Below are 14,272 nucleotides of genomic sequence, written 5' to 3'. Positions count from 1 at the left end.
CATCCGGCACGCAATTCGTGCCGGGTGGGTCCTCCACCAACCGCACCCTAAAGGAGTAAGCCGTGCAAGGCTACCTTTCCCTATGGGATGAATACGGCGGACAAATGATGTCCGCCTTCTGGGGCAACCTGCAGCTGACATTTTGGGCAGCCATCGGGTCGTTGGTCCTGGGCACGATCCTGGCACTGATGCGTATTTCGCCGGTGCCAAGCTTCCGTGCATTCGGGACCTCATACGTGAACATCTTCCGAAACACCCCGCTGACCATCATCATGACCTTTGGCGTGCTGGTGCTCTTTGGCGTTTTCAAGGTCCAGTTCAGCTCGGATTTCAATCTCAACTTCTTCCAGATCGCCATCGTTGGCTTGACGATCTACCACTCGGCATTCGTCTGCGAAGCCATCCGCTCCGGCGTCAACACCGTGCCCTTGGGGCAGGCGGAAGCAGCACGGGCCATCGGACTGAGCTTCCTTCCCGCTGCCCGCATGGTCATCTTGCCGCAGGCCTTCCGCGGGGCCATCGCCCCGCTGGGCAACGTGCTGATCGCCTTGATCAAGAACACCACGGTCGCAGTGGCCGGGTCGGTGGCCGAGATCTCCGGACTCATGAAGACCATGCTTGAGTTCCGCGCAGATGTCGGAATCCTGATCTTCCTCACCATCGCCGTGTTCTTCGTGATCGTCGTGATCCCCGTCGGAGTGCTGACCACCTACCTATCCAAGAAGTTGGCGGTGGCACGATGAAAGTCTCCGAATCGGTCCTTTTCGACGCCCCGGGCCCCAAGGCCCGTCGCCGCGTCGTCATCGTCAACATCATTGGCGTGCTGATTGCCCTCGCCCTGGTCTACTACCTCTACAAGGTCATGAACGACGCCGGGCAGCTGGCGGCCGAAAAGTGGGTCGTGTTTGGCAAGGGTTCCATCTGGGAGAACTATCTGCTCCCGGGCCTGCTTAACACCCTCAGGGCGGCAGCCGTCGCCATCGTCACCTCGATGCTCTTCGGGTTCATCTTCGGCATCGGGCGCCTGTCCACCAACAAGGTCATCAACTGGATCAGCTCGATCGTCGTGGAATTCTTCCGCGCCGTGCCGGTGCTGCTGATGATGATCTTCCTGTGGATCATCCTTGCCCGCTCGGGGATCGTGCAACCCAGCGATGCCCCGTTCGTAGCAGTGGTCGTGGGACTGACCCTGTACAACGGCTCGGTGGTTGCAGAGCTGATCCGCTCCGGCGTCTTCGGCCTGCCCAAGGGCCAGCGCGAGGCAGGCATCGCCATCGGCCTGACACGCGGGCAGTCGCTGCGCAACATCGAGATCCCGCAGGCGCTCATTGCGATGCTTCCCGCGCTGATCGGCCAGTTCGTGGTCATCTTGAAGGACTCCGCACTGGGGTACATTATCAATTTCAACGAACTGCTATTCAACGGCAAGCTCATCGGCACCGGCAACGCGAACGTGCTGCAGGCGCTGGTGGTTGTTGCCGTCATCTTCATCCTGATCAACTTCGGGCTCTCGAGGTTGGCCACCTTGGTGGCGGGCCGGCTCAGCAGCCGCGGCATCAGTGCCGGCAAGCCGCTGGACCCAGCGGTGCCCGTTGTGGTCGCTGATTTGAACACCACGGTTCCGGGCGGCAACCCCAAGGGTTGATCCCGGTTATCCGGGCTCCGCGCCTGTGCGGAACGGCCAAGGGCCGGGTGGCAGTCGACCTCGTATTCCACGAGGCCCCGACTGCCGCCCGGCCCTTTTGCTTGTCCACCCCTGCGGGCGCCTGCGCTACGACCCCTCGCCGGTGGCCGGTTTCCCGCCCAGCCAGAGTTCCAATGCGGCCAGGCACTCGTGGATGGCCGCGCGGGTGACGTGTTCGTCGTCGGAATGCGCCAGCAGCGCATCGCCCGGTCCGAAGTTCACCGCGGGGATCCCCAGCTCGGAAAAGCGCGCGACGTCGGTCCACCCGAACTTCGGCTTCGGTTCCCGGCCCACGGCCGCCACGAAGGAGGCCGCTGCCGGGTGCTGCAGCCCGGGCCGAGCGCCGGGCGCGCCGTCGGTGCGGATGATCTCGAAGTCCTTGAACAGCTCGAAGACGTGGGCCTCGGCGGCCGCCACGTCCTTGTCCGGGGCAAAGCGGTAGTTGACCTCGACCTCGCAGTAATCGGGGATCACGTTCCCGGCGATGCCCCCGCTGATGCGCACGGCGTTGAGCGATTCGCGGTAGGCCAGCCCGTCCACGTCCACGGTCTTGGGGCTGTAGTCGGCCAGGATGCGCAGGATGGGCGCCGCCGCGTGGATGGCGTTCTCGCCCATCCAGGCGCGGGCCGAGTGCGCCGCGACGCCGCGGGTGCGCACCTTGTAGCGGCTGGTGCCGTTGCAACCGCCCTCCACCGTCCCGTGGGTGGGCTCGAGCAGGATCGCGAAGTCCCCGGCCAGCAGTTCCGGGCTGCTGCGGAACAGCCGGCCCAGGCCCGACTTGGAGCCCTCGACCTCTTCGTGGTCGTAGAAGATGAAGGTGACGTCCCGGTTGGGGTTTTCCAGGGTGGCCGCCAGCGCCAGCTGGACAGCGACCCCGCCCTTCATGTCTGTGGCCCCGCGCCCGTAGAGCGTCTCGCCCTCCCAGCTGACCGGCACGGTTCCGCGCGCCCCGGGCGTGGTGGGCAGCGGCACGGTGTCCAGGTGCCCGGCCAGCACCACCCGCTCGGGGTGGCCGAGCATGGTGCGGGCCACGATCGCATCCCCGTCCCGGTGCAGCACCAGGTGCGGGAGATTGCGCAGGGCCGATTCGATGGCGTCGGCCAGGGGGCCCTCGTTGCCGGAAACCGACTCGATGTCCATCAGGCGGGCGGTCAGGTCGGCCACGTCCCCCCGCAGGTCCAGTTCGAGGGGCGCGGCGGGGCGGATGGCGGAAGCGGGGCTGGGTTTGCTGTGCACAATCCAAGATTAGTACCGGCGCCCGCGCTAGGATTGATTCATGACTCCGGTAGACACCAGACTGACGCATGCTTCCACCCAGGACCTCAGGATCGCCTCGGCCCACGGCCTGGCCACCTACGGAACCGACGGCGCGGTGCTGGACGTCTGGTTCCCCCATCCGGTGCTGGCAGTCCTCGAGGACGCCGCGCAGGTCTCCGGCGACCTCGCCGCCGCCGCCCGCGACGACTTGGAGCGCGGCACCACCCAGTCGGTCATCGCGCTGGAGATCAACCTCGATGTGGCCCCCGCGGACGCACCTGATGTCTGGCTGCGCCTGCACCTGCTCTCCCACCGCCTGGTGGCGCCGAACAACGTCAACCTCGACGGGGCCTTCGGCCTGCTGCAAAACGTCGTGTGGACCAACTTCGGGCCCTGCGCCGTGGGCAACTTCGAAACCACCCGCCTGAGGCTGCGCTCCCGCGGCACGCTGACGGTCTACGGGGTGGACAAGTTCCCCCGGATGCTCGACTACGTCGTGCCCTCCGGTGTGCGCATCGCCGATGGCGGGCGGGTGCGCCTGGGCGCGCACCTGGCCGAGGGCACCACCGTCATGCACGAGGGCTTCGTGAACTTCAACGCCGGCACCCTGGGCCACTCCATGGTCGAGGGGCGCATCTCCTCCTCGGTCGTGGTCGGCGACGGGTCCGATGTGGGCGGCGGCGCCTCGATCATGGGCACGCTCTCCGGCGGCGGCAAGCAGCGCATCACCATTGGCCAGCGCGTGCTGCTGGGCGCCAACTCGGGCGTGGGCATCTCCATCGGCGACGACTCGGTGGTGGAGGCCGGGCTGTACGTCACCGCCGGCACCCGGGTCCAGCTCGGAGACAGCGTGGTCAAGGCCGTGGAACTCTCCGGCGTGCCCAACCTGCTCTTCCGCCGCAACTCGATTTCCGGGGCCGTGGAGGCGCTGCCGCGCGCAGGCCAACACGTTGAATTGAATAGCATCCTGCATGCCAATTGATGCACACCAACGCGTGCTCTCGCTGGGCTCGGGGCAGGTGCAGGAGCAGCACGGACGGCACCGCGGGCCGCGCCGCTGGGGCCGCACGCTGCTCGCGTTGACCCTGGCCATCGGGCTGATTGGCGGCGGGCTCTACGCGGCGGTGAACTTCATCGGACTGGACACCGCGGCGGTGCGGCAAAAATGCACCGCGCTGGTGGGTTCGACGCTGCACACCCTGAGCCCGGACCAGGCCTCGAACGCGGCACTGATCGCCGCGGTGGCCACCCGGCGCTCAATGCCCACGCGGGCCGCGACCATCGGCATCGCCACCTCCCTGCAGGAATCCAAGCTCACCAACATCGACTACGGCGACAATGCCGGACCCGATTCCCGGGGCCTGTTCCAGCAGCGACCCTCGATGGGCTGGGGCACCGAAGCCCAGGTCATGGACCCGCTGTACGCGGCCAACCGCTTCTTCCAGGAGCTGGAGACGTTCGACTACGGCTCCATGTCGCTCACCGACGCAGCGCAGCGCGTGCAGCGCTCGGGGTTCCCGCTGGCCTACGCCCCGCACGAGGAGAAGGCGGCGGCGTTCGCCTCGGCGTTGACCGGGGCCTCGCCCTCGACGCTGAATTGCACGCTGCGCCCGGCCGAAGGCGCCGGGTCGGCCCGTGACGTGGCCGGGGACCTGAAGGCGGCCACGGGCAAGACGGCGCAGGTGCTGGGCGGGAACCGGGTGCGGATCCCGGTGCGCGGGAAGCAGGGCTGGGCCATCGCCCAATGGGCCGTGGCCAACGCGGACAAGCAGCACACCGAGTCGGTCTCCTACGCCGGGCTGGTGTGGAACCGCTCCGAGGGCCACTGGGTGCCCGCGGCAACCAGCGACGGGTACGTCGTGGTTTCCCTGGCCGGCACCGGAAAATAGCTTCGGGCAGGAAGCCAGATCTTCGGGCAGGGCGCTAGGTCAACATGTCGATGATCGGCTGCAGGTAGCTGCGGAAGAGCGTCGCATCGCGCATCAGGTCCTGGCTGAGGATCACGGTGTCAGGCTCCACGAACCAGGCGCGGCGCTCGGCCAGCGGCAACTCCACCAGCTTCAGGTGCAGGTCCGACACGTTCTTGCCTTCGAGCTCCCGCTCGGCAAAGAGCTGCGCCACCAACGCCAGGCGCTCCTTGGTGTTGTCCAGGCAGAACTCCTGGTACTCCCCCAGACGGTTCTGCGTCCAGGTGTAGGCGTTGCCGTAATGGGCACGCAGAAGGTGCTGCAGGCTCGGGGAATCGGAGAAGTCCGCGAAATCCGGTTCCGCGTGGATGTCGATGACCGGGTGGGTGTTGGAAATGATGCTCTCCCACCAGCTCTGCCACTCCTGGCGCAGCTCCCCGGCCGAATGGTCCGCCAGTTCACTCGCTGCAGCGGGTTTGACCTTGGGGCTCAGCGGAGCCAGGCACGGCGTTCCAAGCGGTTCGATGGCCGCCAGGTCCCGAAAGTACAGTGCCAGCATCATCTCCTTGTGGGTATCAGCCGAAACCTTCCAACCGGATCCAGAATCCTGCACCATGCGGGCACACTCGTTTCTTTCCATTCACTCGCCTATCTCAAGGATAAGCCCGAATCCGCACAATTGGCCCGAAAACCCGGGGATCGGGCAGCCGCCCCGCGGCACGGCAAAGGGGGGCCGATGTCGTGGAAGGATGTCTCCTTCCACGACACCGACCCCCCTTCGGGATCGCTGTCGTGCGCCACGACCCGCGGGATGTCGATTCCCGCGGGGAGGGCTGGCGGTTTAGCGGTTCGGGTAGTTGCGTTCGGTTTCGCCGACGAAGAGCTGGCGCGGACGGCCGATCTTCATTTCGGGGTCCTGCAGCATTTCGCGGTACTGGGCAATCCAGCCCGGCAGGCGCCCGATGGCGAAGAGGACGGTGAACATCTTCTCCGGGAAGCCCATGGCCTTGTAGATCAGGCCCGTGTAGAAGTCCACGTTCGGGTAGAGCTTGCGCGAGATGAAGTAGTCATCGCTGAGCGCGCGCTCTTCCAGGGACATCGCGATGTCCAGCAGTTCGTCGTTGCCGCCGAGCTTGTTGAGGATCTCGTGTGCCGTCGACTTGATGATCTTGGCGCGCGGGTCGTAGTTCTTGTAGACGCGGTGCCCGAAGCCCATCAGGCGGATGCCGTCTTCCTTGTTCTTGACCTTCTCCATGAAGTCCGCCGGCTTCAGCCCCTCGGACTGGATCTGGCGCAACATCTGCAGGACAGCCTCGTTGGCGCCGCCGTGGGCGGGGCCGGAAAGCGCGTTGATGCCCGCGGAGACCGAGGCAAACATGTTGGCGTTCGAGGAACCCACCAGGCGCACCGTGGAGGTGGAGCAGTTCTGCTCGTGGTCCGCGTGCAGGATCAGCAGCTGGTCCAGGGCCTTGACGATGACCGGGTCCATCTCGTACGGCTCGGCGGCAAGGCCGAAGCTCAAACGCATGAAGTTCTCGACCAGGTTCATCGAGTTGTCCGGGTACAGCAGTGCCTGGCCGATGGACTTCTTGTGGGCGTAGGCGGCAAGCACCGGCATCTTCGCCAGCAGGCGGATGGTCGAGAGCTCGACCTGCTCCTCGTCGAACGGATCCAGCGAGTCCTGGTACCAGGTCGACAGGGCCGTCACGGCCGAGGAAAGCACCGGCATCGGGTGCGCATCGCGGGGGAAGCCGCCGAAGAAGCCCTTGAGCTCCTCGTGCAGCAGCGTGTGGCGACGGATCTTCTGGTCGAAGGCCTCCAGCTCGGTGGCCGAGGGAAGGTTGCCGTAGATCAGCAGGTAGCTGGTCTCGAGGAAGCTGGACTTCTCGGCCAGCTGCTCGATGGGGTAGCCGCGGTAACGCAGGATGCCCGCATCGCCGTCGATGAAAGTGATAGCGGACTTGGTCGCAGCCGTGTTCATGAAGCCGGGGTCGTACGTCACGCCACCCGTCGCCTTCAAGAGCGGCGCGATGTTAAAGCCGTTGTTGCCTTCTACCGCGGGCACAACAGGTAGTTCGATGCTGTTGCCGCCAAAGCTGAGCTGAGCAGAATTGTTTTCCGTCATTGTCTCTCCTAACCGGAATGCAGATGAGTCCGATGGTCAGTAATCACTGTCACGCTACCTTTTAGTAGGCTCTTGACACCAATCGTTGGTCACGTTTGTCTATCGGGCTGCCGCATTAAGCCGATCAACGGCGCTGGCAATCCGCTCGTCGCTCTCTGTCAGTGCAATGCGCACAAACTTCTCTCCGGCGGTTCCGTAGAAGGCCCCCGGGCCCGCGACGATGCCCAGATCGGCGAGCCTGCCAATGGTCCTCCAGCAGTCCTCGTCCGCGGTGCACCACAGGTACAGTCCGCCCACCGAATCCTCGATCCGCAGCCCGAAGGCGCCAAGGGCCGGAACCAGTGCCGTCCGGCGTGCCCGATATGTGTCTTTTTGCACCTTGACGTGCTCGTCGTCGTTCAGGGCGGCAACCATGGCGGACTGCACCGGGGCCGGAACGATCATCCCGGCATGCTTGCGGTTGTTGATCAACGCGGGCATCAGGTTCGGTGCCCCTGCCACGAAGGCTGCACGGTATCCGGCAAGGTTCGACTGCTTGGACAGCGAGTACACAGCCAGCAGGTTGCCGTGGTCCGAGCCGCTGACCGACTCGTGCAGGATGCTGGGCACCCCGGCCTCGTGTTCGCCCCAACCGAGTTCCGCGTAGCATTCGTCGGAGGCCACCACGGCACCGAGTGAACGCGCGTCATCAACCAGTGCCTTGAGGTCTTCGGCCCCGCGGATGATGCCCGTGGGGTTGCCGGGCGAGTTGACCCAGACCAGCTTGACCCGTGCACGGTCCGCGTCGGAGAGGGAGGCCAGCGAGTCGGCGGCGATCGAGTCCGCACCGGCCAGTTGCGCGCCGATGTCGTAGGTGGGGTAGGCGACGCGCGGACGGACCACCAGGTCGCCGGCGCCCAGGCCCAGCAGCAGCGGCAGCCAGGCCACCAGCTCCTTGGAGCCGACCGTCGGCATGACATCGTCGCTCGACAGACCGTGCACGTCGCGCCGGCGCGCGAACCAGTTCACGATGGCCTCGCGCACCGCGGGCGTGCCGTGGGTGGTGGGATATCCCGGGGCGTTTGCGCCATCGCGCAGGGCCCGCATGATGATCTCGGGGGTGGGATCCACCGGCGTGCCGATGGACAGGTTCACCGCCCCGCCTTCATGCTCGGCGGCACGTGCCAGGTAGGGGGCAAGGGCGTTCCACGGGTAGTCAGGGAGCGTCAGCATGGTGTCGCGGATCAGCCCTGGGCCTGCGGCGGAAGCGCGGAAATGATCGGGTGGTCGATGCCCATGTTGCCGAGCTTCGCGGCTCCACCAGGGGAACCGACCTCGTCGAAGAACTCGACGTTCGCCTTGTAGTACTCCGCCCACTGGTCCGGGACGTCATCCTCGTAGTAGATGGCTTCGACCGGGCACACCGGTTCGCAGGCGCCGCAGTCAACGCATTCGTCGGGGTGGATGTACAGCGAGCGTTCGCCTTCGTAGATGCAATCCACGGGGCATTCCTCGATGCACGCCTTGTCTTTGACGTCGACGCACGGCTGGGCGATGATGTAGGTCACGGTACCCGGGGCCTTCCTTCACTACGGAAATGTTCGGTGATTTGCATGCGGCTAGACATGCATGACTCAAGCTTAGTCCCGACCTGCCCCGAATGCCGCAGCAGCTGCCCCACCGGAGAATTCTTACGTTCCGCGTCACAGTCCGGGTCACAAATACTCCCCCGCCGATGGATTCTTACGTTCCGCGTCGCCCCCCGGGCACCCGGGGTCCCCCTGCGCCGGAAATCTTACGAAATGCGTCACCGCCCGGTGCTGCGACCCAGGACCTAGGATTGGTGCATGAGCACGGACTTCTTGGATTCCCTGGACCCCGGCACCCGCGTGGTCCTTCGCTATCGCCTCTCCCCCGGTGAGCAAGGGCAGGCCGGCGAACGGATGAGTGACGCGCTGGGATACCTGCTGAGCATCGACGAGCACTGCGTGACGGTGCAGACCCGTACCGGGGATGTGCAGGTCAGCCGGGCGGCCATCACCCACGCCAAGCGGGTTCCCCCGCCCCCGGTGCGCAGGCGCGCCGCGCCCGGCGACTGAGCCGGCAGGCTGCACGCAGGCCCTCCAACCCGGCGAATTGGCCGTCCCCGGACATGTGATTTGAATGATTCAATCAGTGGCGGATTTTCCCGTATGCTGATTCCATGGCCACAGATGAAGAGGTACAGGCCCGTGCACGGGCGTTGAGCTCCCCGCTCCGTCTACGCATTTTGCGACTTTGCTTGCACGAATCTCGTACCAACAAGGAAATAGCGGACCTGCTGGAGATCAATCCGGCAACATCGCTCCACCATGTGCGCACGCTGCTCTCCAATGGTTTCCTCGCGGCCGAGGAAACCCGCCGGGGAAACCGCGGGGCCAAGGAAGTGCCATACCGCAGCACCAAGCTTTCCTGGGGCACCAAGCTGCCCGACGCCGCTCCCCTGCTGGTGGACACGTTCCTGCAGGAAATCGACGGCCTGGCCCCGCAGGAGATCCAGGTCATGCGGGTGGGGCTGAAGCTCAGCGAAGGAACGCAGAAGGAAATGTTGGCGCGCATCCACGCGGTCATCGAGGACTACGCCATGCGCGATGCCGAGCCCGACGGGGTGGCCACCTCGCTTTTCCTGGCCCACCACCTGGATCTGAAGTCGGCGTAGCCGTCCCATAAACAAAACAGCTTGGCCCCCGCAAGAAACCTTGCGGGGGCCAAGCTGTTTATTCGATGTCCGGTTCCTGCGTTGTTCGGGCCAACCGACGAATCAGCGCCCGGATCGTGCCAGAAGGCGCAACTGCTGGGAGACCAGCAGGATCGCCACGATGACCGGGACGATGATGCCGTAAACCCAGATGCCGCCGGCCAATGCCGGGCCGGGCAACATCTTGAAGAACTGGGTCGAGACGATCATCTGGTTGTGCTGGTCGGTCGAGATCAACGCGACAAACACATACGTCGCCAGCCCGGTCAGCGCGCTGACCCACAGCTTTCCCCGCACCATGCCGACCCAGTAGGTCAGGGTTCCGGTGAGGAGCAAGGCCAGGGCGGCACCCCACGGCACCGGGACGTCGCCGATATAGCCCAGCGAGGCATGCAGGATCGTGCCGACCACCGCGGCCAGCGCCCCGGCCGCCAGGGCGACCAGGACGCTGCCGATTGCCGAGGCGCCGGCGCCTTGGGCCTTGTTAGGCCTTGGCCCGGGCACGGTTTGACTTGGCGCGGTCGCCGGCGTTCAGGATGAGCTTACGGATACGGATTGCCTCCGGGGTAACCTCAACGCATTCGTCCTCACGGGCGAATTCGAGGGACTCTTCAAGGGTCAGGTTGCGCGGCGGGGTCATGTTCTCGAAGGTGTCCGAGGAAGCTGCACGCATGTTGGTGAGCTGCTTTTCCCTCGTGATGTTCACGTCCATGTCGTCGGCGCGTGAGTTCTCGCCGACGATCATGCCCTCGTACACCTCGGAGGTCGGCGCCACGAAGAAGGACATGCGCTCCTGGAGCTTGATCATCGCGAACGGGGTCACGACGCCGGAGCGGTCAGCCACGATCGAACCGTTGGTGCGGTATTCGATCGGACCGGCCCATGGCTCGTAGCCCTCGGCCAACGAAGCGGCAATGCCTGCACCGCGGGTGTCGGTGAGGAAGCGGGTGCGGAAGCCGATCAGGCCACGTGCCGGAACCATGAATTCCATGCGGCACCAGCCGGTACCGTGGTTGGCCATGTTGGTCATGCGGCCCTTGCGGGCTGCCATCAGCTGGGTCACGGCGCCGAGGTATTCCTCGGGTACGTCGATGGTCATGTGCTCCATCGGCTCGTGCAGCTTGCCGTCGATCTGCTTGGTAACAACCTGCGGCTTGCCGACGGTCAGTTCGAAGCCTTCGCGACGCATCTGCTCAACGAGGATGGCCAAGGCCAATTCGCCACGGCCCTGGACTTCCCAGGCATCCGGACGCTCGGTCGGCAGGATGTTCAGCGAAACGTTACCGATCAATTCGCGATCCAGGCGATCCTTGACCTGGCGTGCGGTGACCTTGGCGCCCTTGACCTTGCCGGCCAGCGGCGAGGTGTTGATACCGATGGTCATCGAGATGGCCGGCGGGTCAACGGTGATCAGCGGAAGCGGCTTCGGGTTGTCGATGTCGGTGAGGGTTTCACCGATCATGATGTCTTCGATACCTGCAACTGCAACGATCTCGCCCGGTCCAGCGGACTCGGCCGGAACGCGGGTCAGGCCCTTGGTGGCCAGCAGTTCGGTGATCTTTACGGTCTTGAGCTCGCCGTCCTGGCGTGCCCATGCAACCTGCTGGCCCTTGCGCAGCGTGCCGTTGAAGATACGCAGCAGTGCCAAGCGACCCAGGAACGGGGAGGCGTCAAGGTTGGTGACGTGTGCCTGAAGGACTTCGCCTTCGGTGTACGACGGGGCCGGGACGTGCTTGATGATGGTCTCGAACAGCGGCTCGAGGTCCTCGTTGTCCGGCAGGGTGCCGTCTGCAGGCTGGTTGACCGAGGCGTAGCCGGCCTTGCCCGAGGCGAAGACGATCGGGACGTTCAGGATCTTGTCCAGGTCCAGGTCCGGCGCCTCGTCGGCCAGGTCCGAGGCCAGGCCCAGGAGCAGGTCCATGGAGTCGGAGATGACGCCGTCGATGCGGGCGTCGGGGCGGTCGGTCTTGTTGACCACGATGATGACCGGCAGGTCGGCGACAAGCGCCTTGCGCAGCACGAAGCGGGTCTGCGGCAGCGGACCTTCGGAGGCATCCACGAGCAGCACGACGCCGTCGACCATGGACAGGCCGCGCTCGACCTCGCCGCCGAAGTCGGCGTGGCCCGGGGTGTCGATGATGTTCATGGTCATGTTGTGCCCGTTGGCAGCCGGGCCGTTGTAGAACACGGTGGTGTTCTTGGCCAGGATGGTGATGCCCTTTTCGCGTTCCAGCTCGCCAGAGTCCATCACGCGGTCTTCGGTTTCACCGTGGCTGTCGAATGCACCGGTCTGCTGGAGCATTGCGTTGACCATGGTGGTCTTGCCGTGGTCGACGTGGGCAACGATGGCAACGTTGCGCAGGTCTTCACGACGAATGATGGTGGTATCTGACATGCGAAAAGGCTCACTTCTTCTAGAGAATTTTGGGTCTCGGGGATCGGGGCCACGACTGACCCAATTAACCATTCTAGTCCTAATGGGAAATCTGGTGTAAAAAGTGCCTTATCTCACGCGGAAAAATTTGCGTGCAGCGCTGCTGTGCCCCGTCATCCCGGGAACGTTGCAGCCACGGACACGAAGCCGGGGCGGCCAGAAGTGCTCCGATCCGACGGAAAGGGGGCGGCTGCGGGATACCCGCAACCGCCCATCTTCCTGTGGAACTTGCAGAAATCAACTACTGCTAGCTCGGCACTGCTGCCTAGGCCAGGGGGTCCACCGGCCCGGCAGGTGCCGCCGGAGGCTGCCTGTGCTCCAGTTTCTGCAGTGTCCGTGCGGCAGTCTCACGCCCGCCCAGCCCGAAGGCGAGGGCCGCGGCGAGGGCGGCTCCGATGACCAACGCACCGAAGGCCATGTTGATGATCGAATCGGCCAGGCCCATGTACTTCAGGCCCATGGCCACGAAAAGCACGATCGTTGCCCACCGGATGATGGTCGCAGCCGTTCCCGGTCCGACGATCGAGACCACGACGTTGGCGATCAGGAAGCCGGCGGCGATGATCAAACCACCGAAGAGGACATTGCCTCCCAGGGCCAGGATCTCGTTGAGAATGACCGTGACTTCCGGGAAGTTCAGCAGGCGTGCTGCCATGATGCCGAAGAACAGCATGATGGCGATCTTCACCAACAGCGCGATGATGCCCGAGGGGCTCCTGTCTGCGGGGACGATTCCCCACCTATGTACGACAGGGTCGGTGCCGATTCCCTGCAGCGTGCTTTCCAGGATCGTTCCGACAAACTTGGCGATGACGAAGCCGATGGCCAGCAAGATCAATGCGGCAATGATCTGCGGTATGGCATTCAGGATCAGGGCCAGCATCTGTTGGGCCGGATCGGAGATGGCCGCGATGCCCAGTACCTGCAGGGCACTGATGCCGACCACGATGACGATAATCGCGAAAAGGATGTTGCCGATGATCGAAATGATCTTGGCGTTCTGTTCACGGGTTTGCACGAGGTCGGGCTCCGTGGCTCCGTGCCTGAACCTGGCGGTTAGCCTGCTGAAATCGACGGCACCCAGTGCGGTCGTCACCAATTGGCGAACGATCTTGGCAATCATGTAGCCGATGAAGAAGATGATGCCCGCACCGATGAGATTCGGGACGAATGCCATGACCTTGCCAAGCAGATCCTGCACCGGGGCCAGGACCTCGGATAGTGCGAAGACCTGCAAAATGGCAACGAGCCCAAAAAGCCAGATGATCAGTGCCGCAATTTTGCCGAGTGATTCCCCAAGTTGTTGTCCGTCGTTGCCCTGACGCTGCAACCCCTTAACCCGCCCCACGAGTTTTCCAATACCCCACTTCACCAACTTGGCCAACAGCCAAGTCACCAGCAGGATGATTACGGCGATGGCAACTTTCTGCGCCGTGCCGGCCCAATCGAAACTTTCCATGTTCATGAGAAATCCTTCACTTGGAGGAATCGTGCCCGCGAACCGCTGTCCTTTCTAAAATCGGCGTTGACTACTAAGGAAACCTGTTTCGTGTCTCTAAGACAACAGCTGATTTCACTAGAGCTCCCCAAGCAGCTGCGGAACCAGTACCCGGCGCTGGGAATGTGCAACGAATTCCGGTGCCCATCGCGATCAACTTCAACGATATGCAAGTGGGCGGCACTGCTTTCCTATCGCATCGAGTGTTTTTTTGGGCCGCAGGAGATCGCTGCCGACTTCGGACAATGAGTGGATGTGCTCCCTAGCCGCTGTCCGGCCACGGGCGCAGCCGTTCCTGCTGGCTTGCCCGGTCCCGTCGTCGCAGCCGGGCGGGGAATGCCGGAGGGCGGCGCAAGGCAAAAGGGGCTTCCGTTTCAGGGAATGTCCCGTGGACCGAGGAATCCTTCGACGTCGGAGGGCAGGTCAAGCACGGCGCTCCGGCGCGGAAGGCGATACGCCTTGAAGCCGAACTCCGCCATGTCCCATAGTCGTTCCGCGCCAATCGAGCTCAAGGAACTGCATACGGCCCGGCCGAACTCACCGGCAGGGCAAGAGCCAGGATTCCGGACGGAGCGGAGGATTCATTCACATGGGCACACCAACAATGCGATGCCCACTCGAGAGCCAACACTTATCGGGAGGCGGCGAGAA

At 64.3% G+C, this 14,272-nt stretch carries 14 protein-coding genes; 6 read left to right on the top strand and 8 right to left on the bottom strand.

Annotated features, from left to right (window positions below; translation table 11 throughout):
* Positions 1–62: 62 nt before the first annotated feature.
* Positions 63–743 (top strand): amino acid ABC transporter permease, encoded by a 681-nt coding sequence (locus tag JOF46_RS10330; RefSeq protein WP_209907216.1) that lies wholly within the window; start codon positions 63–65, stop codon positions 741–743.
* On the top strand, positions 740–1,645 hold the full coding sequence (locus tag JOF46_RS10325; RefSeq protein WP_209907215.1) for an amino acid ABC transporter permease: 906 nt from the start codon (positions 740–742) through the stop codon (positions 1,643–1,645). The genes JOF46_RS10330 and JOF46_RS10325 overlap by 4 nt, the downstream gene beginning before the upstream one ends.
* Before the next feature lie 126 nt (positions 1,646–1,771).
* On the opposite strand, the gene dapE is transcribed toward JOF46_RS10325, so the two are convergent.
* Positions 1,772–2,923 carry a succinyl-diaminopimelate desuccinylase gene (dapE, locus tag JOF46_RS10320; RefSeq protein ID WP_209911807.1) on the bottom strand — a complete coding sequence of 384 codons (1,152 nt, stop codon included), beginning with the start codon at positions 2,921–2,923 and terminating at the stop codon, positions 1,772–1,774.
* A 37-nt stretch (positions 2,924–2,960) separates the two neighbouring features.
* Here dapE and dapD point away from each other — a divergent pair, with 37 nt between their 5' ends.
* A complete protein-coding gene (dapD, locus tag JOF46_RS10315; RefSeq protein WP_209907214.1) occupies positions 2,961–3,923 on the top strand; it encodes a 2,3,4,5-tetrahydropyridine-2,6-dicarboxylate N-succinyltransferase in 963 nt (320 codons plus the stop codon).
* Positions 3,913–4,830 carry a hypothetical protein gene (locus JOF46_RS10310; protein WP_209907213.1) on the top strand — a complete coding sequence of 306 codons (918 nt, stop codon included), beginning with the start codon at positions 3,913–3,915 and terminating at the stop codon, positions 4,828–4,830. The genes dapD and JOF46_RS10310 overlap by 11 nt, the downstream gene beginning before the upstream one ends.
* Before the next feature lie 34 nt (positions 4,831–4,864).
* Here JOF46_RS10310 and JOF46_RS10305 read toward each other — a convergent pair whose 3' ends face one another.
* The 4 genes from JOF46_RS10305 to fdxA form a co-directional block, all read right to left on the bottom strand.
* Positions 4,865–5,410 carry a hypothetical protein gene (locus JOF46_RS10305; protein ID WP_209907212.1) on the bottom strand — a complete coding sequence of 182 codons (546 nt, stop codon included), beginning with the start codon at positions 5,408–5,410 and terminating at the stop codon, positions 4,865–4,867.
* A 279-nt stretch (positions 5,411–5,689) separates the two neighbouring features.
* Positions 5,690–6,973, bottom strand: coding sequence for a citrate synthase (locus tag JOF46_RS10300; RefSeq protein ID WP_209907211.1), 1,284 nt, complete (start codon positions 6,971–6,973; stop codon positions 5,690–5,692).
* Between the two features lie 99 nt (positions 6,974–7,072).
* On the bottom strand, positions 7,073–8,185 hold the full coding sequence (dapC, locus tag JOF46_RS10295; RefSeq protein ID WP_209907210.1) for a succinyldiaminopimelate transaminase: 1,113 nt from the start codon (positions 8,183–8,185) through the stop codon (positions 7,073–7,075).
* A gap of 11 nt (positions 8,186–8,196) precedes the next feature.
* Positions 8,197–8,520 carry a ferredoxin gene (gene fdxA, locus JOF46_RS10290; RefSeq protein WP_113764752.1) on the bottom strand — a complete coding sequence of 108 codons (324 nt, stop codon included), beginning with the start codon at positions 8,518–8,520 and terminating at the stop codon, positions 8,197–8,199.
* Positions 8,521–8,799: 279 nt separating this feature from the next.
* Between fdxA and JOF46_RS10285 the strand changes: the two genes are divergently transcribed.
* Together JOF46_RS10285 and JOF46_RS10280 are read left to right on the top strand one after the other, a co-directional pair.
* Positions 8,800–9,051 carry a putative acetyltransferase gene (locus JOF46_RS10285; RefSeq protein ID WP_209907209.1) on the top strand — a complete coding sequence of 84 codons (252 nt, stop codon included), beginning with the start codon at positions 8,800–8,802 and terminating at the stop codon, positions 9,049–9,051.
* 104 nt (positions 9,052–9,155) lie between these two features.
* Positions 9,156–9,650 carry a helix-turn-helix domain-containing protein gene (locus JOF46_RS10280; protein ID WP_209907208.1) on the top strand — a complete coding sequence of 165 codons (495 nt, stop codon included), beginning with the start codon at positions 9,156–9,158 and terminating at the stop codon, positions 9,648–9,650.
* 102 nt (positions 9,651–9,752) lie between these two features.
* Here JOF46_RS10280 and JOF46_RS10275 read toward each other — a convergent pair whose 3' ends face one another.
* The 3 genes from JOF46_RS10275 to JOF46_RS10265 form a co-directional block, all read right to left on the bottom strand.
* A complete protein-coding gene (locus JOF46_RS10275; protein WP_209907207.1) occupies positions 9,753–10,193 on the bottom strand; it encodes a hypothetical protein in 441 nt (146 codons plus the stop codon).
* The gene (typA, locus tag JOF46_RS10270; protein ID WP_209907206.1) at positions 10,174–12,084 is read right to left on the bottom strand and encodes a translational GTPase TypA; all 1,911 of its coding nucleotides are present in this window, start codon (positions 12,082–12,084) and stop codon (positions 10,174–10,176) included. Before typA ends, JOF46_RS10275 begins: the two co-directional genes overlap by 20 nt.
* A gap of 304 nt (positions 12,085–12,388) precedes the next feature.
* On the bottom strand, positions 12,389–13,582 hold the full coding sequence (locus JOF46_RS10265) for a mechanosensitive ion channel (protein WP_245348079.1): 1,194 nt from the start codon (positions 13,580–13,582) through the stop codon (positions 12,389–12,391).
* Between the last annotated feature and the right edge of the window lie 690 nt (positions 13,583–14,272).

The organism is Paeniglutamicibacter psychrophenolicus (genome assembly GCF_017876575.1).
Classification (GTDB): Bacteria; Actinomycetota; Actinomycetes; order Actinomycetales; family Micrococcaceae; genus Paeniglutamicibacter; species Paeniglutamicibacter psychrophenolicus.
Note: the sequence above shows the minus strand (reverse complement) of the source record. Positions and strands in the feature narration are given on the sequence as shown.